The organism is Streptomyces sp. NPDC047974, assembly GCF_040653375.1.
In the GTDB taxonomy this organism is placed as follows: Bacteria; Actinomycetota; Actinomycetes; order Streptomycetales; family Streptomycetaceae; genus Streptomyces.
Genome location: NZ_JBEZNU010000005.1, coordinates 312,010 through 333,247, shown reverse-complemented (window position 1 = coordinate 333,247; position 21,238 = coordinate 312,010). Strand labels below are relative to the sequence as shown.

Below are 21,238 nucleotides of genomic sequence, written 5' to 3'. Positions count from 1 at the left end.
CGGCCGGGGCCCGTCAGCCCCGGTGGCCGAAGAACTCGACCTCGGCCACCGCCAGATGGCGGCCGCGCCCGGCGCCGTACGCCGTCTCGGGCGTCACCCGGATCCGGGTCACGTCGGAGCCCCGCAGGTCGAAGGTCTGCTGGCCCGGCTGGTCCTTGAGGGTGATCCGGCGGGTCGAGACGTCCCCGTCCGCCGACACCACCTCCACCACGATCCGCGCCGGGCGCGCCTGCGTCAGGAACTCGTCCTTCTTCGCCGACACCCCCGCGAACACCACCAGCTTCGTCACCCGCACCCCCGGCGCCCCGAACTCCGCCTCCACCGTGGCACCGGGGGCGGCGACACCCCAGTAGCGGTTGGTGAACCCGTCGAAGGCGGCCGCCGCGGGATGGTCCTTCAGCGCGGCGGAAGCCCGTACGGCGGACGGCGGCAGCGACTCCGGCGGACTCGTCTCCTCCCGGGCGAGCCCCAGCAGCCGCCCCGCGTACGGCAGACCGAACCAGACACCGCAGGCCAGCAGCACCAGGACGAGCGGCAGCACGATCCGAGGCCTGCGCCAGGCCCGGCGCGGCCGCGTCCCGGCGAGCGGCGCGGGCCGCCCGCCACGGCGCGTCAGCCGGCGCCACCAGGGCGGCGGCGCCTCGGGCACGGGCCCCGGGGCGAGCGGCAGCGCGCACCGGAGGCAGAGGGTGCGGTCGGCGCTGTTCTCGCTGCCGCACCCCCGGCAGCGGACCACCGCCGGCGGCGGGGGAGGCGGCCCGGCGGTCCCGGCCGGCGGTCCGTCGGCCGGCGGTCCGGGCACCGCCGGCCCGGTCTCCGCCCCCGGCCGCCGCAGCCCGGGGACGGGCGGCGGATCGGCCGGCGGAGCCGGTGGCGGCGGAGCGGGGACCCGTACGGGAGGGGGTACGGGGGCGGGCACGGGTACCGGTACGGGCGTGGGCGCGGGTACGGGGGTGGGCGCGGCCGGCGGGGGCGCGGCGGGCGTCGGTGCGGCGGGCGTCGGTGCCCGCGCCGCGTCAGGGGCCGCCCCCGAGCCCGTGCCCCGCCGCGTGCCTTCCCCTGTGTCGCCGTCGTCGGCCCCGTCCCAGTCCAGGAACGCCCCGCACGACGCGCAGAACGGGGTGCCCGGCGTGTTGCGCTGTCCGCAGGTCGGGCAGGTCACCGCGCACCCCCCGGGAGGATGTCGAGGGTGAAGCCCACGTGGGCCGGGATCTCGGCCGCGATGAGCTCCTCCAGGCGCGCCCGGTCGACCCGCCCGGGGTCGGACGGCGCGAGCCGGATCGTCACCCAGGGACGGCGGGTGCCGGGCAGCGGGGTGCCGGGGGTGGCCGACCAGACCGTCCCGCCGCTCTCGGTGATCTCGGCCGGCGCCCCGCCCGTCTCCAGGCGCAGCGCCTCCGCGAGCCCGTCGAGGGTGCCGCGCGTCCGGTGCCGTTCGACCGCGCCGAGGACGGCGGCGCGCCGACGGTCCCGCGGGGTGTCGTCCCGCTGCTCCACGGCCACCCAGCCGGCCAGCATGTCGAGGAAGTCCTCGGGCGCCGTGCGCGGGTCGAAGTGCGCGGGCAGGTTGTCGAGGCTGAGCAGCACGGGCGCCAGGACCTCGTCGAGGGCGGCGAGGAAGCGGGCGAGGAAGTCGTGCTCCAGATAGACGGCGGGCAGCAGTTCGATCAGCGGGTGCGGGCTCGGGAGCCCGGGGACGTCGGTGCGCACGTCGGTCAGCCCTCCCTGACCCGCAGCTGGTGCTCGTACGAGAAGACGAGGGCGTGCCGGTCGAGGGGGATCCGCCCGTCGGGCGCCTCGGTCCGCTGCCCGGTGACCGGGTCGGCGCGGTAGAGCCGCACGTCGTCGACGAGGTCGACGCCCGGGACGCGCTGGAGGACCGCGTACGCCTCGCCGGTCTGCACCGGGCGGCCGAACGGCCAGCCCGTGCCGTCAGGGCCGCCGGTGAGCGCGTTGAAGTAGCCGTCGAGGGCGGCGAGGGCGTCCTCCCGCACCCGCTCGGCGGCGGCGCCGCGGCTCGCCTGCACGGTCGCGACGAAGGTGACGCCCTGGTAGAACGGCGGCTCGACGACGACCCGCGCGCCGACGGGACGGCGCTCGTCCAGGTACGCGGCGATCCGCGCGAGGGTCCGCGGCGGGGGGATCAGCTCGTCGAAGGCGATCCGGCCGCGGTCGTCGCCGCGCCCGGCCGGCACGATCAGGAGCCGTACCCCGCCCTCGGCGTCCTCGGGGACGCAGTGCACGCGGGCCGCGTCCGGCGCCTGCTCGCGGGCGAGGAGTTCGTAGTCGCGCGGGACGACGGCCCGGCGGAGCGTCCGCAGGGTGAGCGGGCCGCGGACCCGGGCGCTGTCGACGGTCTCGCCGTCGACGCCGCCGAGCGCCCGCCGGCGGTTCTCCACGCGCGCGACGTACGGCACGGTGCCGCGCAGCACCCGGAGGGTGGCGCGGGCGACGTTGCCGCGCGCGCCGCCGCCGGTGCGGTAGGCGCGGACCCGGACGGTCGCGCCCTTGTCCGGCACGGCACCGAAGTTCCTTATGGTGCCGTCCTGTTCGCGGACGGCGGGACCGAACTCGACGCGCCCGGTGCCCTCGTCGAGGGTGAAGTGCCGGTCGGCGGGGCCGGAGTGGGCGAAGTCGTCGACCCGCGTCCACGGGACCTCGGACGGGTCGGCGGACCCGTCCGGGGCCGGGGCGGTGACCTCCAGGGCGAACTCCCCGGGGACGACCGGCGGTCGGGCGACCGCGAAGGTCTGGCCCGCCACCCCCTCCGCCGTCCCCAGCACCTCGCCGGTGATCCGCTCCGCGTGCTCGGCGGCCACGGTCGCCCCGATCGTGAAGGCCGTGATCCCGCGCACCACCGGAGGCGCCACGTACGTCGGCTGGTCCGGGGCCGCCGCCACGAGGCGGCACCGCAGCCAGCCCCCGGTGCGCCGCACGATGCTCAGCGGGGTGTGGGCGGCCGGCAGGTGCAGGATCAGCTCGCCGGAGCGGTTGAAGCCGCCGGTGTCGTCCTTCTCCACCTCGCAGGCCGTCCAGCGGCGTCCGTCCCACGCCTCCCACAGCAGCGGCGGCCGCAGCGGGTCGACGCCCACGCCCTGGACGTCGCAGTCCAGGCGCAGCACCACGACCCCGGCGGGCACGGCAGCCGACAGGCCGACGTAGAGGGCGTCGCCGGGGGTGGGCGTGGCGGAGAAGCAGGGCACGTCCCGGCGGAGCGCCAGCTCCTCGGTGCGGTCGACGGCGGCCGCGTCCGCCCCGCCTCCCGCCGCCCGCGCACCCGTGCCGGGTCCGGTCCCGGCGGCCGGGAGCGTCGCGAGCGCCGCGTAGGCGCAGGGCACGATCGTCAGGTCCCGGGTGGTGCCGAAGACGACGGCCGGCTCGGTCTCGGTGCGGACCGTCGCCACCTCCGTCCCGGCGCGCACGAACACCGGCTCGGGCTGCGGCGCCGACAGCCGGAACGTGACGTCGGTGGCGGCGGCGGTCGGCGGGTGGAGCCGCACCCCGATCAGGTCCAGGAAGGTGAGGTAGTTCTTCTCCGGTACCCGGTTCACCCGGTACACGAGCTGGTCGACCATGGTGGCGAAGGCCTCGATGAGGGTGACGCCCGGGTCGGACACGTTGTGGTCGGTCCACTCCGGGCAGCGCCGCTGCACCAGCCGTTTGGCCTCGTCCACCAGGCTCTGGAAGTGCCGGTCGTCCAGATGCGGGCTCGGCAGCGTCATGCGCGGTCCTCCTCCGGGATCACATAGAACGGGAACACCAGGTTCCGGGGGTCGTTGGCGCCACGCACCGTGTAGCCGATGTCGATGTACAGCACGCCGCTGTCGACCTCGTCGAAGCGGACCGCGACCTCCGTCACCTCGATCCGCGGCTCCCACCGCTCCAGCGCGAGCCGCACCTCGTACGCGAGCTGCCCGGCCGTCCCCGCGTCGGCGGGCGCGAAGACGTAGTCGTTGATCGCGCAGCCGAACTCGGGCCGCATCGGCCGCTCACCCGGCGAGGTCGCGAGGATCAGCCGGATCGACTCCTCCAGCTCGCGCTCGCCCCGGACGAGCGCGATCGACCCGGTCGCGTCCGTGCGCGGCGGGAAGGCCCAGCCCGCGCCGATGAATTCCTGGCCCATGGTTCCCCTCAGCCTCCGATCAGCACGGACGGGCAGCCCGACACGACCGCCGAGCCGCACGCGGACAGGTCGCCGACCCGGGCCGCCGGACGGCCCCCGATCAGCACCGTGGTGGAGCCGGGAGGCGCGAGCGCCGACGGCGGATGCGCCGCCGGGGAGGAGCACTGGTGCGCGGTGCCGACCGTGGCGGCGGGCTGTCCCCCGATCAGGACGGACGGCACCCCCGGAGGGCCGATCACCCCCGGGTGCGCGGTCGGGTCCCCGACCCGTGCGGCGGCCGCTGCCTGTGCCATGGCTCTCCCTCCGTCCCGATCAGTTGATCTTCACCAGGGGCGCGCTGACGGAGAGCGTCGTGCCGCCCTTCAGCTCCGTGCGCTGCGTCCCGTCCACCGTGACCGTCGACCCCCGCACGTCGAGCGCGCCGCCGGTGGCGAGCCGGACCGCGCCCTGGCCGCCGTCCACCTTCACGCCCTGACGTGCCGTCACGGACACGCTGTCGCCGCTGAGTTCGAGCGCACCGCGCTCGGCGGCGACGCTCACCCCGCCCGAGGCCGTGATCGACACCTTCTCCTTCGCGGTGATCCGCACCGATCCGTCGGAGCCGATGGTGACGGCCGTCCCCGACTGGTCGAGGTCGATCGTCAGCTTCCCGTCGCCGGTCCGCAGCCGCACCCCCTGCGCCCCGCCCGCGGCGTCGAGCAGCTCCAGCCTGTGCCCGCCCTTGGAGGCGAAGGCCCGCCGGTCCACCGCCCCGGACGTCGGGTCCACGGCGCCGCCCCCGGACGGCCGGTCCTGGCCGTTGTAGAGCCCGCCGAGCACGTACGGCCGGTCGAGGCGCCCCAGTTCGAAGCCGACCACGACCTCGTCCCCGACCTCCGGGATGTACGGCTCCCCGCCGCCGGTGCCGGCCGCCTGCGCGGTCCGCGCCCAGTCGCTCGCGTACTCGTCCGACAGCCACGGGAACGTCACCTTCACCCGCCCCGAACCCTCCGGGTCCTGGGTGTCCGTCACCGTCGCGTTGACCAGACCGGCCGCACCCCGCGCGGACCCCGGGCCGCCCCCGGTGAGCCCGTACAGCGAGCGCTCCTGCTGTCCCGACACGGTGATCCAGGTCTCGTACCCGCGCAGCGCGTCGAAGACGTGCCGCGACGACGTCACCGTGTACCGGCCCTCGAAGGGGGCGCCGACCGCGTTCAGCGCCACCGCCGTGCCCGCCCGCACCTCAGGGTTCCCCCGGACGACCGCCTCCAGCTCCGCGAACGAGCCCGCGAGCCGCTCGGCCAGCGCCTTCGCCGCCCGGTCGACCCGCTCCTGCGTGCCGTACCCGCCGTCCGTCACGACGTGCCGGGCCTCGCCCAGCGGCGCCGTCACGTCCGCCGCCGTCACCCCGAGCGCCAGCGTCGACGACGCACCGGCCGGCGCCCTGCCCACCAGCGCCCGCTTGCCCCGCACGTCCCAGCCCCGCACCTCCACCTCGGAGACCTGTTCCGCCGCCGACACCGACGCCCGGCAGCGCAGCAGGTTCGCCCCCCGCTCCAGGACCAGCGGATCCCGGTCCGCGCGCGCCGACGCGTCCGGCGCCCCGCCCGCCTCCGCCGGCCTCACCACGTGCAGCATCCCGTCCCGTACGTACGCCTGGGCGCCCGCCTCCTCGGCGAGCCCGCGCACGAACTCCCAGTCGCTGACGTTGGCCTGGGCCACGTGGTCGAGCACCGGCCCGGCCACGTCCACCGTCCCCGGCTTCAGCCCGGCCCGCTGGGCGACCCGGGCGACGACGTCGGCGAGCGTCATGTCCCGGTACGCCGCCACCCGCGTCCCGCGCAGCAGCTTGTACGTCTCGTCGAGCCCGCGCACCACCGTGTACGTCCCCGACTCGTCCAGCTCCAGTTCGAGCGCCGTCACCACCCCGGTGAGCAGCGGCCGGGGTTCCGTCCCGCCACCGCCTCGGGCGAGCAGCGCGATCTCCGCGCCGACGGCGAGCCCGCCCTGCGCGAGCAGCGTCCGGTCCGGGTCGCGGAACCGCAGCAGGAACAGGTCCGGCAGCGTACGGCTGTCGTCGACGTACCCCTCCACGAGGGTGTTCATCAGCCGGGGCGGCAGCGGCCGCCCCCCGACCTCGACGACGAGCGCGGACGCGACCCCGGGCGCCCCCATCACAACCCCCGCCGGATCGCCGGAGCCGACTCTCCGCGCAGCCGCCCGAGTTCGTCCGGCGCGGGCAGCAACAAGCGGGTCCCGGGGGCGAGTCGGAGCGGATCGTCGATGCCGTTGGCCTCGGCGATCACCCGCCACGCCGCCGGATCGCCGTACTCGCGCTGCGCGAGCGACGGCAGCGAGTCCCCGGCCGCCACCCGGTGCGTACGGCGCGCGGTGAGCGCCCCCGACGTCGGGTTCTGCCCCGGCGTGTCGCCGCTGATCTCCTCCATCGTCACCAGGCAGACCGCCCGGATCGGAACCCCGGAGGTGGTGAACAGCGTGTACTTCGCCTGTACTTGGCTCACGTACCCGGGGAATCCGGTCAGCCCGCCCCAGTGGAACACCACCCACGGTGGCGACGCCCGCTGCTGCTGCCGCGTCTCGCTCGTCGGCACACAGCACGCGAACAACTGCTCCACCGCGGTCACCACCCGGGTGTCCTGGGTGTCGCCCGCGTCGAAGAACATCTCCACCGTCAACTTCGACGGCTGCGATCCCTGGTACTCCGGAGGTCCCGCGCTCTTCGCGCCCTTGGCGGGCGTCCGCTTCCACGCGGCCGCCTTCGTCAGGCTCAACTCCTTCGGGTTGAACTGGAAGTCGATCCGCCCGCACGGCGCCCCGGGGGTCAGCCCGCCGCCCGACGGCGGCGTCCGCAGCTCCAGGTAGGCGTGCTCCAGTTTCGGGCGCGCGGAGCGGCCCTTGCCGGCCGAGGCGACGCCGGAGGCACCGGCCGCGCTGAAGGCGATGGGGGAGCTCATGCCGGTCAGCCCTCCATGACGTAGCCGTGATGGGCGATCTCGATCGTCTCGATCGCCACCTTCGGCGACTCGGGCGTGAAGGACGGCCCGGTCCACCGCACGGGAACGACTTCGAGCAGCCCCCACTGCGCCACCTTGCGCCCGTCCCCCGTCCGCGCCTCGATGTGCGCGGTCTTGCGCGTGAACCCGGTCGTCATGCTCGCGAACCAGCGCGCCACCTTCTCCGTCTCCCGGGTGAGCGGCCGCGACAGCTTCACGTTGGAGTACTTGAGCCGGGTCGGCAGCTGCCAGACGTGCCCGTTGTTGCCGCCCTCCTCGCGGGTCTCCAGGACGACCTCGCAGCCGAGGCCCTCGCAGGTGTTGAAGGACCCCAGCTCGATGTCGTCGATGGTGACGACGAAGCAGACGCTGACGGCGGGCTCGTCGCCCTGGGCGGCGGTGGCCATGGAGTTCGCTCCTTCGGTCAGAACCGGGTGTCGATGAGCCGCCCGGCCCGCTCACGCTCCAGCCGCAGCTCCGCCTTGAGGAGCCGGGCGAGCGAGGGATAGAGGGCACGGACGAACTCGTCGGTGACGGGGGGAGTGGAACCGGGACCGGCGGCGCCCGGGGGCGTTCCGGGTGACGGCTCCGGGGCCTGGTCGGGACCGGGGCCGGGCTCGGGCTCGGGCTCGGATGCGGATGCGGATGCGGGTGTCGGTGGGTCGTCCGGGGGCGGCGGGGGTTCCTCGTTCGCCACCTCGCGCTGGATGAAAGGGGTCCGGGGCGGTGGCGGGGCCGGGGCCGGCGGCCGGGGCGCGAAGACGACGCTGCCGTCGGCCATGCGCTGCGCGATCCCGGCGGCGACGGCCACGTCACCGGCGTCGCGGGGCGGGAGCGGGGGTGCCGGGAGAGGGACGGCCGGGACTGGGGCCGGGGCCGTAGCGGGGGACCGGGAAGGGGCGGTGGGGGCGGGACGGCCGGTCGCCCGTTGGACGGACGCGGTCGGCGCCTCCCATCGCACGGGGACGGCGGCCGGGGGAGCGGGAGTCGGCGCGGTGGCACTCGGCGCGGTCTCCGGTGTCACCGTCCGCAGGACCAGGGGCCGGTCGGCGAGCAGCGGCGCCACCGGAGCGGGGTCCGGCGCGGTGACGGGTGCCGGGACGGGGCCGAGCGGCACGGACTCCGCAGGTACGGGTACCGGTGCGGGTAGCGGTGCGGGTGTGGCCGGCAGCGCGCTCGCCGACGCCTCGCGCTGGGCCGTGAGGGGGAGCAAGGGCCGGGACGCGTCGAGGCGAGCGGGCTCGGGACCGGTCGGCGGCAGGCCGGTGGCCTGTGCCGTGCGCTGGGCCGTCGGAGGCAGCCCGGGAAGCGGGGCGCCGAGGCCGGGGGAGCGGCGGAGGGCCGGGTTCGGCGCCGCTGCCGAGGCGGACGGCAGGGAGCGCTGTAGGGGCGGGACGGGCCCGTGACCCGCCTCGGAGGCGGAAGCGGAGCCGGAAGCGGAACCGGAGGCGGACGTGGGTGAGGAGGCCGGCTCGGGATGCGGCGCCGGGGTCTCGACGAGCGGCTCCTCGCCGACCAGGGGGCGCACGGGAAGTTCGACGCCGGACGGGACGGCGTCGGGCGCGTCGCCCGCCGGAGCCGGGAGTTCCACCTCCCCGGGGCTCTCGGAGGTCTCCGGGACCGCCGCTTCGAGCGCCGCCGGCGGAGGTTCCGGGTGAGGACCGGGATCAGGAGCGGCCGCCGCCCGCTGAACGGGACCCTGCGGGAGGGACCCCGGCCGGACGGCGGGCCCCGGGGTGACGGGCCCCGACGGGGAAGTCTCCTGGGGGACGGGCTCTCGCGGGACGGACCCCACGGACGCGGGCCCGGGTGGAGCGGGGAAGTTCACCACCGAACGCTGGACCGGCGTCGTCACGCCCTCGACGAGCCCGCTCGGCGCGTCGGCGCTGACCAGGTGGCCGAGGGGCGAGGAGAGGGCGGTCGGCTGCCGGGTGGACAGCCCGCGCTCGAAGGCGGAGTGGTCGGAGACGAGACGCGGCGGCGCCAACGTACGCTGCATCGGCGGGAGTTCGGCAAGATCGTAGCGGTCGGCGCGGTCGGTGTGCTCGGCGCGCTCCGTGGGTGCCGGCTCCGCCGGGCTTTCCGCCTTCCGCCCGCCGCCACCCCCGCGCAGCCAGGACAGCAGTCCCATCGTCGTGCCCCCTCCCCGTGATCTCCGTCATCCCCCGCCGAGGCGGGCCGCCTGGGCGACGAACCTCTGACGTTCCGCGTGCTCCAGGTCGAGGAGCTGATCCAGTGGCCAGTGGAAGTGGTAGGCGAGGTACGCGACCTCCTCGTACAGCCGGTCGGCCGCGTACGTCGCTATTCCCCCAGGCGGCCACCACCCGCGAGGTCCACCGCGAACTCCTCCCGGCACGACGGGCAGGTGACGGCGGCCCGCGTGTGCCCCTCGGCGTTGACGCGCCGGTAGAAGTCCTGGAGGAAGGCGAGGTCGGAGGCGAAGAGGTCCTCGACGACCCCCGGGTGGATGTCGTCGACGGTGCCGATCCGGGTGACGACGCGGGAGATGAGGACGACGGACAGGTACGCGGAGTTCTCCCGGACCCGGTCGTCCCGCAGCGGCACCAGCTCGTCGCGGGCGGTCGCCAGCCGCATGACGCCGTCGCGGTGGACGGTCCCGTGCTCGTCCACGTACCCGCGGGGCAGCCGGAACGGAAACTCGGTCCGCAGCCCCGTCCCGCTGTCCTGCCCGGCGGGGGACGGGGACGGGGACGTGGACGGGGAGGTCGCCGGGGACGCGGCCGGCGCGGCCGCCGTCGTGCGCCGCATCAGTCGACTTCCATGCTCTCGTACGTGATCACGAGCTTCTCCGTCAGGACGGAGGTGTCGCCGGCCTTGAGCGCGCCGATCTCCAGGGACTTCGGCCAGGCGTTGATCAGCTTGTAGCGTTTGATGGGGAGGCCCTCGTAGTCGTAGACGATGATCGCGCCGTTGCGGCGCGCGTCGCTCATGCGGCCGAACCGCGAGTCCTTGATCCACCGCTCGAAGCTCGCGTCCTCGGTGAGGCCGCGGGAGACCGTGACCTCGCCCGCCTTGGGCCGGCCGGGCAGCTTCTTGATGGCGTACTTTCCGTCCGCGGTGTTCTGCTTCAGCTCGATGACGTCCTGCTCCATCTTCAGGCCGCTGACCTCGGTGATCTGCCTGATGATGACGCTGTCGAACTCCAGGCCGAAGGAGTGTCCGACGGAACTGTCGAGATCGGGAAGGGGCACGAGGGACTCCTCACTCGTCGACGGCACCGGTGCCGCTGGTCAGCTGGGACAGGCGGAAGACCACGAACTCGGCCGGCCGGACCGGTGCGACGCCGATCTCGCAGACCACGTGGCCCGAGTCGACGCTCTCCGGAGGATTGGTCTCGCGGTCGCACTTCACGTAGAACGCCTCCTCGGGCGTCAGCCCGAACAGCGCCCCCTTGCGCCACTCGTTCACCAGGAACGCGCTGACGGTGCGGCGGATCCGGGCCCACAGGGCGTCGTCGTTCGGCTCGAACACCACCCACTGGGTGCCCGCGAGGATCGACTCCTCCAGGTAGTTGAAGAGGCGGCGCACGTTGAGGTAGCGCCAGGCCGGGTCGGAGGAGAGGGTGCGCGCGCCCCAGATGCGGATGCCCCGGCCGGGGAAGGCGCGGATGCAGTTGACGCCGATCGGGTTGAGCCGGTCGTGCTCGCCCTTGGTGAGCTGGGTCCGGAGGGCGACGGCGCCGCGGACGACCTCGTTGGCGGGCGCCTTGTGCACCCCGCGCTGGTCGTCGTTGCGCGCCCAGACGCCGGCGACGTGCCCGCTCGGCGGGATCGCGGAGACCCGGCCGGTCGACGGGTCGGCGACGTCGATCCAGGGGTAGTACAGCGCCGCGTACCGGGAGTCGTACCCGGCGCGCTCCGAGCGCCAGCCGGCGACCTCCTGCGGGCTGAGGCCGGGCGGCGGGTCGAGGACGGCGACCCGGTCGCCCATCAGCTCGCAGTGGGTGATGAGCGCCTGCTGGACGGCGAGGACCCCGTCGAGGTCGATGAGCCGGCGCTGGTACGCGCTCATCAGGTCCGGCACGGCGACGGTGGTGACGTCCTCGACGGCCTCCAGGCCCCCGATGCCCGAGCGGCGGTCGGCGTCGCCGACGTACACCTCGGGGGTGAACGGCGCGCCGCTCCCGGCCGGCGCGGGCAGCGCCGGCGAGAGCGTGACGGTCTGCGGCTCCGGGCGGACGGGCGCGGCGCCGGTGCCGGGCTCGGTGATCTCGATGAGCGCGGAGGCGGCGTTGACGCGGGTGGCGACGTTCTCCTTGCTGCGCTTGGTGGTGACGGAGGGGTACGTCTCGACCGTCTCGCCGTTCCGCGTGACGATCAGCCGGAACGCATCGGACGGCGGATCGTCGCCCTCGACGTCCGCGACCTCGACGGTGACCGTGCCGGTGACGCCGGGCCGTGCGACGACGGAGTACGCGCCGAGGGCGGTGGGACCCGTGGGGCCCGTGGCTCCGGTCGCGTCGGTGGTCCCGGGCGCGGCGGAGGTGCCGTCGTCGACGCGGACGACGTAGCAGGTGCCGCCGCCGTTGGCGAAGAAGCCGTACACCGAGGCGGCGAGGTACGTACCCTCGACGAAGTCGCCGAAGCGGCTCACGAACTGGCTCCAGTTCGTGATCAGCGTCGGCTCGTCGAAGGGCCCCTTGCGGGCGAAGCCGACGAAGGCGGCGACGGAGGTGCCCACTCCCTCGATCGGGCGGGAGCCGGACTGGACCTCTTCGACGTAGACGCCCGGTGACAGATACGACGGCATACGGCGCTCGCTCTCCTCTACGTCACTCCTCGACCGGGGAACCGCTCCCGCTGAACCGGGCCATTCTCACCACCGCGCCGATCACCCGGAACGGATGATCGGCCGCCCGCCTGGGCACCGTGAACTGCCCGAAGGTGCAAGGCGGTCGGGGCCGTACGGGTCCCTCTTTGTCCTCGGTACGACCCCGGGCCCGCGGGCAGCCTGGCCGTGCGGGCACGGCGACGGCGACCGGGAGGGGACGGATGAGGGAGGTCCCGGAGAAGAAGCCCCCCGCCCGCCCGCAGGCCGTCGACCCGGCCCCGGTACCGGCGCCGTCCCCGGCTCTCTCCCCCCACAGCGTGCAGCGTCTCCAGGGTGTGGTCGGCAACGCGGCGGTGGCGCGGCTGGTGGCGCAGCGGTTCACGGCTCCGGTGAAGACGCCGCCCGGCGCGGCCCCGGGTTTCCGCAGGGTCGGCGCGGACGTGGCGGCGAAGAAGCGGACGATGTCCGCCCACGCCCCGGCGGCCGCCGAATCGAAGTCGGCGCAGGACGCGGCCGTCGCGCCCCCCGACGACAAGGAGGCGCAGGGGAAGGCCGCCAACGCGGAGAAGATGGACGCGGCGAAGCCGGGGGAGTTCGACAAGGCGGCGTTCATCGCCGCCGTCGACAAGGCGATCGAGTCGCAGGCGCCGAAGAACCTCGACGAGGCGGACAAGTTCTCGAAGTCCGGCAAGGCCGACAAGGTGAAGGAAGAGGTCGACGGCAAGGTCACCGACGGCAAGGACGCCTCGGCCAAGGACATCGAGACGGCGACGAAGGCCCCGCCGGACACGTCGGCGGCCAAGGACAAGCCCGTCACCCCGCTCGCCCCCGACCGTCCGCCGGCCAATCCGGGTGCCCCGTCCTCGTCCGACGCGATCCCGGAGAAGCAGCCGCCGGCGGTGACGGACTTCTCCCCGGGGCCGGCGGAGAACGACAAGGCGATGGCCGACGCCGAGGTCACCGAGGAACAGCTCGCGAAGGGCAACGAGCCCGCGTTCGACGAGGCCCTGACGGCGAAGAAGACGGCCGAGACGGACTCGGCGAAGGCCCCGGGCAAGGCCCACACGGCCGAGGACCGGGAGCTCGCGACGGCGAAGGCGGGCGCGGCGGCGGCCGGCGCGCAGGCGATGAACACCCTGACCGCCACCCGGGACGGTGCGGGCAAGGCGGTCGACGGCGGCAAGGGCGAGACGAAGTCGAAGGACGAGCAGAAGCGGGCGGAGGTCACCGGGAAGCTGCAGAAGGTCTTCGACGCGACGAAGAAGGACGTCGAATCGACCCTGACGGGCCTGGACCAGAAGGTCGACGCCGCCTTCACGACCGGGGAGAAGGCGGCGAGGGACGCCTTCACGGCCGACCACAAGGCCCGCATGAAGAAGTACAAGGACAAGCGCTACTCGGGCTTGATGGGCAAGGGCCGTTGGCTGAAGGACAAGTTCGCCGGCCTGCCGAAGGAGGCGAACGACCTCTACCAGGAGTCGCGCAAGCTGTACGTGGCCCGCATGCGCACGGTCATCTCCCGGGTCGCGGACCTGATCGGCGGGGAACTGGGCCGCGCGAAGGCGCGGATCGCCCAGGGCAGAGCGGAGCTGAAGGCGGAGGTCGACCGACTGCCCGCGGACCTGAAGGCGTTCGGCGAGGAGGCCCGGCAGGACTTCGAGGGCAAGTTCGAGGACCTGGAGACCACGGTCGACGAGAAGTCGGAGCAGCTGGTCCAGGACCTGGCCAACAAGTACACGGCCGCCCTGAACGCGGTGGACGAGGAGATCAAGAAGCTCCAGGAGGCGAACAAGGGCCTGATCGACAAGGCGAAGGACGCGATCGTCGGCGTCATCAAGACCATCAACGAGCTGAAGAACCTGCTCCTGGGCATCCTGGCCAAGGCCGCCTCCGCGATCATGAAGATCATCAAGGACCCGATCGGTTTCCTGGGCAACCTGGTGAAGGCGGTGGGCGCGGGCCTGAACCTCTTCGTCGCCAACATCGGCGAGCACCTGAAGAAGGGCCTGGTCTCCTGGCTCCTGGGCACGGCCGTCAAAGCGGGCCTGGACCTCCCCCAGAAGTTCGACCTCAAGGGCATCGTCCAGCTCATCGCCTCCCTCCTGGGCCTCACCTGGGACAACATCCGCACCCGCATCACCCGCAAGGGCGTCCCCGACGAAGCGATGACGGCGGTCGAGGCATCGGTCCCGGTCGCCCGGTCCCTGGCCAAGGAAGGCCCGGCGGGCGCGGTCGAGCAGATCCAGGCGGAAGCCGGCGACCTGAAGTCCACGATCCTGTCGAAACTCACGGAATACCTGATCCCCACGGTCGTCATCGCGGGCATCACCTGGATCGTCTCCCTCCTCAACCCCGCCTCCGCCTTCGTCCGCGCGGTCAAGGGCATCATCGACATCGTCACGTTCATCGTGAACCAGGGCGCCCAGATAGCCGACTTCGTCAACGCCGTCCTGGACGCGGTCATACAGATAGCCAACGGCGGCGCGGCCGGCGTCCCCACAATGGTCGAGACCGCCCTGGCGGCCAGCATCCCCCTCCTCATCGGCTTCCTGGCCTCCCTCCTCGGCATCGGCGGCCTCGCCAACAAGGTCAAATCCGTCTTCCAGGCGGTCTCCAAGCCCGTCAACCGCGCCATCGACAAGATCGTCGACTTCATCGCCAAGAAGGGCAAAGCCCTCTGGCAGAAGGTGAAGGGTAACGGAAACCCTCACGTCAGGCCTGGCGAGAAGGGAGTGGATGCCAGGCCTGCGGCAGGTTCGATGGGGGACAAGTTGGCCAAACTTCGGGCTGCTCTGGCTGACTCCGAAGAGGTCCTGGCAAAGGCTGGGACGCAGAAGGAGATCGAGTCCGATCTGCCTGCGGTCCGCGGCAAGCACCCGCTCGTCGACCTTCGACTCGTCGTCACGTCGCAGGGCGGCGCCAGCATTGCCCACGTCGAAGGAAGGATCAACCCGAAGAGAAATTCACGGAGGTTCAAGCTAGATCCGGACGACGGCGAGACCATCCAGCTGTACCACGTGAAGGACAAGCGCGAACAGCTTCTCATTTTGACGGATGCGTCAATCGGGGAGGCGCGGAAAGATGTTCGCCTGCGGCCGGCGATTGCGGCTCTTCTTGAGGTGAGGAAGGCGCTGATCGACGTTGACCCGGGGGATTTGCGGACCCTTCCCGACTTTAGGCGTGCTTTTGCGCTTCTAAAGCATCAGGAAGCCAGGCTTGCGGAGATCGGGCGTGAGTACGAAGGCCTCTATCCCTTGCATAGAATCGCCGCGCACGAGTCCAGGGATGTGGCGAACGGCGAGCTCAAGCAGAAATATCGGGGTGAAAAGCTACGTAGTCGCTATTACGGAGGTTTCAATCAGCATGTGAAGGAAACCTGGAAACCTGCGCAGATGGCCGCGCTGAAGGCGGCGGTCAAGGTCGGTCCTTACCGAACCGATCCACTTGTCGTGGCGTATCGCCGGCAAGGGAGAAACCTTGAGGACCTGTATCTCTGCAAAGAAGGAAGCCACGTTGTGGATGAGTCGAATTCTGACTTCGCTCCGGAGATCGATCATCGAAGGCCAGTTTCAATGCACTGGAATGATGGGGACGGTAACGGCGGCCGCCCTGGCAACGACAGTGATCAGTTCTCCAGGAAGCAGTGGTACAACGAGACGTCGAACCTTCTCCCGATATGTCGGGAGTGTAACGGGGATAAGGGAGGGGTGAGCTACACGGTACGTGTGGGGCCGAATTTCCGGGGTCCAGATGACTGATGGACTTGCAAGGAGGAAGCTATGGCAAGTGTTGACAGAATGGCCCAGTTTGTATTGTGGTACCCCCGCTATCATCGGAAAGGCTCGCAATTGATCTGTGAGTTCGACGTATCACCCCTTACGGATGTGCTCCTGGATGAGGGTGACAGGAGTATTATCACTCACTTCGCCGACCGGCTAGGCGTTACCGAGGGGCGGGTTTTCGAATGGTCGGTCCGTCCGTTCAATACACCCTTCTATTCGTATGACATCGATGCTGAGGACTTCGGGGACTGGATGTCGCCCGCCTGGCGTGTGCGTTTCGTCGTGGATGAATGGAATGGCGTGGTGCCTGTTGAGCCGATGGGTTCCGTACCGGCCTGGGGATACGACGAGACGTGGTGGAGCCACCGCACTCCATGGGATTGGAACGCCCATGAAACGGTCGTGATCGCAGTCAATGGGCCGTCGCCCGATACCGATTTTCTGAACTCGCTGGGATGGTCGTGTGAAAATGAAGTCGTGGTCTACAGGCGCCCCAAGTTTGACGTCGGGCACCTGAGGATTTCTCTGGGGAGGCTGACCTTTCCACAAGAGGAAGCGATGGTGCTCGAGACTGCTCTTGCTTGTCACCGCAGGGCAATGGCCGTACATACCGAGATGGCGATGTCGCTCATGGAACAGGACTGAGTAGCTGAACACCTCGGAGGCGGGATCGAGCGGTGTCGTCGGTTCGCCGGCCTCGGCGGTCCAGCTCGGTACCCGGTCGCCGGTCGTTGCCGGGCGATGCTGTTACGGGCGAGTGTGAGGGTCCGGGTCGCTACGTGAGCAGCTCCGCGTACCGCCCGAACTCCGAAGCCAAGGTCAGGCGCCCCAGTTTCTGGTACTCCCGCTGTACCGCGTGGATCAGCATCGGCATCGTCAGCGGTCCGTCCGCCTCCGCCGCCAGGTACGCCGCCGTGACCGCGATCGAGCGGATGTTGCCGCCCGAGAGTTCGAAGGCGTCCGCGCAGAAGGGGAGGTCCAGGTCGGTGGCGCGGGGGAGGTGGGGGCCGAGGGTGCGGTCCCAGAGCCGCAGGCGTTGGGGGGCGTCGGGGACCGGGAAGTCGACGATCAGGTCGAGGCGGCGGGTGAAGGCGTCGTCGAGGTTGGCGCGGAGGTTGGTGGCCAGGATGGCGAGGCCGTCGAAGGACTCCATCCGCTGGAGCAGGTACGCGGACTCCACGTTCGCGTAGCGGTCGTGGGCGTCCTTCACGTCCGAGCGTTTGCCGAAGACGGCGTCCGCCTCGTCGAAGAGGAGGACGCCGTTGACACCCGCGGCCTCCGTGAAGATGCGTTCGAGGTTCTTCTCCGTCTCGCCGACGTACTTGTCGATCACCGTCGCCAGGTCGACCGTGTAGAGGTCCAGGCCGAGATCCGCGGCGATCACCTCCGCCGACATCGTCTTGCCCGTTCCCGAGTCGCCGGCGAACAGGGCCGCCACGCCCCTGCCCCGGCCGCCGCCCGGGCGCATCGACCAGGTGCCGAGGACGTGGTCGCGGTGGCGGGCCCGGGAGGTGAGTTCGCGCAGCTGGGTCTCCGTGTCCGGGGGGAGGACCAGGTCCCGCCAGGTGACCGTGGGTTCGATGCGGCGGGCCAGGCGGTCCAGGCCGGCCGCGTTCTGGGCCCGGGCACCCTGGCGGACGTGGTCGGCGGTGACCGGGGTCGCCTCCAGACGGGCCTTCTGGGAGGCCGCCCTCGCCGCGCGCACGGTCTGCTCCGGGGTGAGGAGGAAGGGGGCCAGGAGGTCCTCCACCGGGAGGGGGGTGTCCTCGGACGCGCTCGCGCGCCAGAGGGCGGCCCTTGCCTCCGCGCTCGGCCGCGGTGCCCTCAGCAGCAGCGGCGGGGACGCCGACCAGGCCGCGTCCCACGGCAGGCGGCCCACCAGGGTCACCGGGAGCGGGAGGTCCGTCAGGGCGCGCAGGAGACCGGGGCGCTCGCGGGCCACCGCGTCGACCGGCGCGCACACCAGGCCCGCGTTCGTCAGGCGGGCCTCGCGGAGCAGGCAGCGGACGGCCTCCGCCGGCGCCGGGTCCTCCGCCAGGCGGGCGAGGTCGACGCCCAGGACTCCCCGGCCCGCCGCCTCCAGCGCCGAGGCCGCCAGGGCCGTACCCGCGCCGCCCTGGTCCTCCTGGAGGTACACCAGCGCCGCCGGCTCCCCGAGGAAGCGGGCCAGCGGTGCCGGGTCGCCCACGCCCCGTACGGCCTGCCAGGGTGCCCGGACGTCCGCGAGGCGCGGGTCCGGGGTGTCGTCGCCCAGGAGGTAGGCCGTCACCCGGTCCGGGACGCGCAGCGACCGGCCCAGGAAGGGGCGGTCCCGGTCCTCGACCAGCAGAAGGCCGCCGTCGCGCAGCGGCGCCCGTTCGGCCAGGCGCGCCCTCGCCTCCCGGGCCGCGTGCGGCATGCCGCACAGGCCGAGGGCCAGGCCAACCGAGGGCCTGCGCCGCGTCACGTCGTCGTTGAGGTAGCCGTAGAAGGACTCGAAGCGGTCGTCCAGGTCCGGGAGCAGTGCGATCAGCAGGATGTCCACGTCCAGGGCGGACAGGCCGAAGTCCCTTGCCAGGGAGCCCAGTCGGGAGGAAGGAGGGGCCGGTGGCAGCGGACGTGGCGTGGGCGGGAACGCCCGCGGCGCGTGCAGGAGGCGCTCCACCGCCTCCTCCGTCAGGTACAGGCCCCGGAACGCGTCGTCCGGATCAGGGTCCAGCTCCCGCCGCGCCTCCACCGCGCGCCGGACCCGCAGCTCCATGTCCCGGGCCCGTGCCAGCAGTTCGGCCGTCACGTCGTGGGTCCTTCGCCGAGGCGGACGTCGAGGGCCGCGTCGCCGACCGGCGGACCCGCCGCGTACCTCGGCGAAGCCGTCACCGGGACGCTCACCACCAGGTCGAGCGAGGGCTTCAGCTCGCCCCCGAGGGCGCTCCAGACGTCGGCGAACGACCGGTCCTCCGGGGGTGGCAGCGCGATCGTCATCGGCACGGCCGCGCCGAGCTCCGCGAGCGTGCCCGTGAGGCGCGCCGGCGGCAGGGCCTCGTACCTCAGCAGGCAGGACAGGAGCGAGGAGAGGAGGCGGTGTTCGTCCTCGGGCCGTTTCGTCCAGGCCGTGATCAGGTACGACAGCTTGAAGTGGCGCGGCGGGCGGCGGCGGGCCACGACCACGCCGCGCTCGTCGTACTCGTTGTGCAGGCCGCGCTCGCGGCGGCGCATGTCCTCGCGGATGTCGTACAGGTAGAGGTTCACCATCGGTGCGTTGACCTTCGCCGCCCACTCGCGCGTGGGCGCGTCGAAGACCACCGCCACCTGTCCGCCCTCCAGGACCTCCGCCCGGATCAGGGCGCGCAGGATGTCGTCGACCTCGTGGATCAAGGCGATCTCACCCCCGGCCCGCGAAGTCCGGCGGCTGGAGCGCGTGTTGAACGACCAGGACCGGTTCCTCCAGGCGTTCCAGGCGTGCGGCCTCCGCGCGCAGGAGGCGCGGGCCGATGCGGTCCTTGCGCAGCACGAGGACCTGGGTCTCGAAGCGGCCGTCGCGGTCCGTCACCAGCGGGGCGGTGTCGGCGGTCAGGCCCGCCGACCAGACGAGCCGGATCAGCTCGCCGGGCGGGAAGTCCGTGCCCCGGACGGTGACCGGCTCGCCCGGCCTGACCACCCGCGGAGTGACCTCCAGGCGCGGCTGGACCACCCGCAGCGGCGCCGTCGCCGTGTTGTCCCGGGGTTCGGGGTCGGGGAAGACGGCGCGGACCGTCGCCCGTACTGTGCCCGTCAGCGCCTCCTGGTAGGTGGCCGTCTGGGTGACCACGACCCGGCCGCCGGGCGGGATGGAGCAGGGCGCGGCGGTGGTGCAGCGGTCGGTACGGGAGAGGGTGCGGCCCGCGCCGGACGGCCAGGCCGCGTCGACGGTGACGCCCGCCGCGGCGTCGGGGCCGGCGTTGGTGAGCGTGTAGCGGGCGACGACCTCCCGGCCCGTGTACGTGCGCGTGGGGGAGAGGGACGCGGAGACGGCCACGTCCGCCGACGGTGGGACGGGGCGCGGCGGGTCCGTGTCCGGCGGCGGCGCGAGCGGCGGCAGGACGCGGAAGGCGGCCGTGTCCGTCCCGGTGTTGCCGGCGGTGTCGGTGGCCGTGCAGGTCACGGTCGTGGTGCCCACGGGGAAGACGGAGCCCGAGGCAGGGGTGCAACTCGGTGTCAGAGGACCGTCGTTGGCGTCGACGGCGGTCGCCGTGTAGTCGATGGTGGTGCCCTCGTCGCCGCCCGCGCGGGCGATCCGGTCGTCCACGGTGATGACGGGTGCCGTCACGTCGTTGACGGTGATCGCGATGCGTTGTTCGTACTGCGGGTCGGCGGCGGCCGCCTCGATCGCCGAGGTGTCCGGTGCCTGCGTTCCGAGGAGGAACTCGACCGTGCAGGTGAGGGTCGTGCCCTGGGGCGCGTCGGGCGAGACGGTGATCGTCTCGGCGAAGGCGGCGGTCTCGCCGCTGACGACGTCGCGTGTCGGCGGGTCGAGGGCGACGGTGAGGCCGGGGTCGCAGGCGTTCAGGCGGTGGCCGACGCGGGTGGGCAGATTGGTGAGGCCCTCGACGATCGCCTCGGCGACCCGGTCCGGGTCGATGCCGCTGAGCTTCCGGCCGCCGGTGGCCTCGATGATGCGGGTGGCCTGGCCGGGGGTGGTGCGCGGGTTCTCGACCTGGCCCGGCTGCCCGGCGTCGCCGGTGCCGTCCAGGCCGTCGCCCACATTCGTGGCGACGTCGATGCCGAGGACCCGGGCGTTCTTGTCCTGGAGGGCGTAGATCGTCTCCTCGATGGTGTGGCCGTTGCTCGGGTTGTGGCTGGAGGCGTCACTGACGAGGACGATGACGGGGCTGGAGTTCTCCCGGAAGACGGTCCGGCCGCCGGCCCCGTCCGCGATCTGCCACAGGCCGTTGATCCAGTCCTCGGACGGTCCCATGCTGCCTCGGCCCAGGTCGGTGCCGAGCTCGCCGACACCCCTTTCCAGCGCGGCGTCGTCCTGGGTGAGTCCGGCGGTGACGTTGAAGCCCGCGCCCGGGTCGACCTGCTGGTCGCCGAAGGTCGCCACCGCGAAGCGGGCGTCGGGCTGGCCGGAGCGCACCTTGTCGATGATGCTGGAGAGGCCCGCGCGGACGTCGCCGATGACGTCGTACATGCTGTACGTCCCGTCCACGAGGAGTACCACCTCCGGCCTCGGCGGCACCGCGGGCGTCCGGACCCGCTTGTCGACCTGGAGCGAAGCACCCGGGTCCAGCGCCTGCGTCACGCTCGCCGGCGTGACCGGCTCCTCCGGGACGGGCACCGCGGAGGCCGTGGTCGACGCGGGTACGGCTCCGGCCGCGAGCAGGAGCAGGGCGAGCGCGGCCCGGGCGGGCCGGCGGCGGGCGGGCCCGCGCGGCGCCGACGGCTCCGTACGCCCGGACGACTGGAACCAGCGCACGGCACAACCCCCTCGGCCTCGCGTCGCTCGACGGCCCGAGGATGCCGCACCGGTCCGCCGCTGTCCTGGCTCCGTAAGTCACGTCCAGGGGAAGGGAGTTCTGCCCCTAGGGGCA

Annotated in this window: 17 protein-coding genes and 1 pseudogene; 2 read left to right on the top strand and 16 right to left on the bottom strand. The window is 72.8% G+C overall.

Translation table 11 applies throughout. From position 1 onward, the window contains the following. Positions 1-13: 13 nt before the first annotated feature. The 13 genes from AB0E19_RS10845 to AB0E19_RS10785 all read right to left on the bottom strand — a co-directional run bounded on the left by AB0E19_RS10845 (position 14) and on the right by AB0E19_RS10785 (position 11,886). Positions 14-802, bottom strand: coding sequence for a hypothetical protein (locus tag AB0E19_RS10845; protein WP_362176552.1), 789 nt, complete (start codon positions 800-802; stop codon positions 14-16). A 356-nt stretch (positions 803-1,158) separates the two neighbouring features. Then, a complete protein-coding gene (locus AB0E19_RS10840) occupies positions 1,159-1,710 on the bottom strand; it encodes a phage tail protein (RefSeq protein ID WP_362176549.1) in 552 nt (183 codons plus the stop codon). 5 nt (positions 1,711-1,715) lie between these two features. Further along, on the bottom strand, positions 1,716-3,722 hold the full coding sequence (locus tag AB0E19_RS10835) for a putative baseplate assembly protein (RefSeq protein ID WP_362176546.1): 2,007 nt from the start codon (positions 3,720-3,722) through the stop codon (positions 1,716-1,718). Further along, the gene (locus AB0E19_RS10830) at positions 3,719-4,123 is read right to left on the bottom strand and encodes a GPW/gp25 family protein (protein ID WP_360599488.1); all 405 of its coding nucleotides are present in this window, start codon (positions 4,121-4,123) and stop codon (positions 3,719-3,721) included. The genes AB0E19_RS10835 and AB0E19_RS10830 overlap by 4 nt, the downstream gene beginning before the upstream one ends. Before the next feature lie 8 nt (positions 4,124-4,131). Beyond that, positions 4,132-4,416: a PAAR domain-containing protein gene (locus AB0E19_RS10825; protein WP_362176542.1), complete on the bottom strand. Its 285-nt coding sequence runs from the start codon at positions 4,414-4,416 to the stop codon at positions 4,132-4,134. Between the two features lie 19 nt (positions 4,417-4,435). Further along, positions 4,436-6,277 (bottom strand): VgrG-related protein, encoded by a 1,842-nt coding sequence (locus AB0E19_RS10820; RefSeq protein WP_362176539.1) that lies wholly within the window; start codon positions 6,275-6,277, stop codon positions 4,436-4,438. Further along, a complete protein-coding gene (locus tag AB0E19_RS10815; RefSeq protein ID WP_362176536.1) occupies positions 6,277-7,077 on the bottom strand; it encodes a LysM peptidoglycan-binding domain-containing protein in 801 nt (266 codons plus the stop codon). Before AB0E19_RS10815 ends, AB0E19_RS10820 begins: the two co-directional genes overlap by 1 nt. Before the next feature lie 5 nt (positions 7,078-7,082). Continuing rightward, positions 7,083-7,523 (bottom strand): phage tail protein, encoded by a 441-nt coding sequence (locus AB0E19_RS10810; RefSeq protein ID WP_362176533.1) that lies wholly within the window; start codon positions 7,521-7,523, stop codon positions 7,083-7,085. A gap of 17 nt (positions 7,524-7,540) precedes the next feature. Further along, positions 7,541-9,247 (bottom strand): hypothetical protein, encoded by a 1,707-nt coding sequence (locus AB0E19_RS10805; RefSeq protein WP_362176530.1) that lies wholly within the window; start codon positions 9,245-9,247, stop codon positions 7,541-7,543. 27 nt (positions 9,248-9,274) lie between these two features. Then, complete coding sequence (locus tag AB0E19_RS10800) at positions 9,275-9,421, bottom strand: DUF6760 family protein (protein ID WP_362176618.1); 147 nt, start codon at positions 9,419-9,421, stop codon at positions 9,275-9,277. Continuing rightward, positions 9,418-9,885 carry a hypothetical protein gene (locus tag AB0E19_RS10795; RefSeq protein WP_362176527.1) on the bottom strand — a complete coding sequence of 156 codons (468 nt, stop codon included), beginning with the start codon at positions 9,883-9,885 and terminating at the stop codon, positions 9,418-9,420. The genes AB0E19_RS10800 and AB0E19_RS10795 overlap by 4 nt, the downstream gene beginning before the upstream one ends. Beyond that, positions 9,885-10,328, bottom strand: a complete 444-nt coding sequence (locus AB0E19_RS10790; RefSeq protein ID WP_360599502.1) for a phage tail protein — start codon at positions 10,326-10,328, stop codon at positions 9,885-9,887. Before AB0E19_RS10790 ends, AB0E19_RS10795 begins: the two co-directional genes overlap by 1 nt. 10 nt (positions 10,329-10,338) lie before the next feature. After that, positions 10,339-11,886, bottom strand: a complete 1,548-nt coding sequence (locus AB0E19_RS10785) for a phage tail sheath subtilisin-like domain-containing protein (RefSeq protein ID WP_362176523.1) — start codon at positions 11,884-11,886, stop codon at positions 10,339-10,341. A 242-nt stretch (positions 11,887-12,128) separates the two neighbouring features. Here AB0E19_RS10785 and AB0E19_RS10780 point away from each other — a divergent pair, with 242 nt between their 5' ends. Continuing rightward, on the top strand, positions 12,129-15,665 hold the full coding sequence (locus AB0E19_RS10780) for a hypothetical protein (protein ID WP_362176520.1): 3,537 nt from the start codon (positions 12,129-12,131) through the stop codon (positions 15,663-15,665). A gap of 21 nt (positions 15,666-15,686) precedes the next feature. Then, complete coding sequence (locus AB0E19_RS10775) at positions 15,687-16,334, top strand: hypothetical protein (RefSeq protein ID WP_362176517.1); 648 nt, start codon at positions 15,687-15,689, stop codon at positions 16,332-16,334. A 130-nt stretch (positions 16,335-16,464) separates the two neighbouring features. Here AB0E19_RS10775 and AB0E19_RS10770 read toward each other — a convergent pair whose 3' ends face one another. The 3 genes and pseudogenes from AB0E19_RS10770 to AB0E19_RS10760 all read right to left on the bottom strand — a co-directional run bounded on the left by AB0E19_RS10770 (position 16,465) and on the right by AB0E19_RS10760 (position 21,123). Beyond that, positions 16,465-18,429 (bottom strand): ATP-binding protein, encoded by a 1,965-nt coding sequence (locus AB0E19_RS10770; RefSeq protein WP_362176614.1) that lies wholly within the window; start codon positions 18,427-18,429, stop codon positions 16,465-16,467. Positions 18,430-18,500: 71 nt separating this feature from the next. Then, positions 18,501-19,043, bottom strand: a pseudogene (locus AB0E19_RS10765) (DUF4255 domain-containing protein); the annotation flags it as partial. A 7-nt stretch (positions 19,044-19,050) separates the two neighbouring features. Next, a complete protein-coding gene (locus tag AB0E19_RS10760) occupies positions 19,051-21,123 on the bottom strand; it encodes an HYR domain-containing protein (RefSeq protein WP_362176514.1) in 2,073 nt (690 codons plus the stop codon). Positions 21,124-21,238: the final 115 nt, after the last annotated feature.

Coding starts and splice junctions, on each gene's coding strand:
- AB0E19_RS10770 (WP_362176614.1), bottom strand. CDS start 18,429: ATGGAGCTGCGGGTCCGGCGCGCGGTGGAGGCGCGGCGGGAGCTGGAC.
- AB0E19_RS10780 (WP_362176520.1), top strand. CDS start 12,129: ATGAGGGAGGTCCCGGAGAAGAAGCCCCCCGCCCGCCCGCAGGCCGTC.
- AB0E19_RS10775 (WP_362176517.1), top strand. CDS start 15,687: ATGGCAAGTGTTGACAGAATGGCCCAGTTTGTATTGTGGTACCCCCGC.
- AB0E19_RS10810 (WP_362176533.1), bottom strand. CDS start 7,523: ATGGCCACCGCCGCCCAGGGCGACGAGCCCGCCGTCAGCGTCTGCTTC.
- AB0E19_RS10785 (WP_362176523.1), bottom strand. CDS start 11,886: ATGCCGTCGTATCTGTCACCGGGCGTCTACGTCGAAGAGGTCCAGTCC.
- AB0E19_RS10795 (WP_362176527.1), bottom strand. CDS start 9,885: ATGCGGCGCACGACGGCGGCCGCGCCGGCCGCGTCCCCGGCGACCTCC.
- AB0E19_RS10835 (WP_362176546.1), bottom strand. CDS start 3,722: ATGACGCTGCCGAGCCCGCATCTGGACGACCGGCACTTCCAGAGCCTG.
- AB0E19_RS10830 (WP_360599488.1), bottom strand. CDS start 4,123: ATGGGCCAGGAATTCATCGGCGCGGGCTGGGCCTTCCCGCCGCGCACG.
- AB0E19_RS10805 (WP_362176530.1), bottom strand. CDS start 9,247: ATGGGACTGCTGTCCTGGCTGCGCGGGGGTGGCGGCGGGCGGAAGGCG.
- AB0E19_RS10815 (WP_362176536.1), bottom strand. CDS start 7,077: ATGAGCTCCCCCATCGCCTTCAGCGCGGCCGGTGCCTCCGGCGTCGCC.
- AB0E19_RS10820 (WP_362176539.1), bottom strand. CDS start 6,277: ATGGGGGCGCCCGGGGTCGCGTCCGCGCTCGTCGTCGAGGTCGGGGGG.
- AB0E19_RS10825 (WP_362176542.1), bottom strand. CDS start 4,416: ATGGCACAGGCAGCGGCCGCCGCACGGGTCGGGGACCCGACCGCGCAC.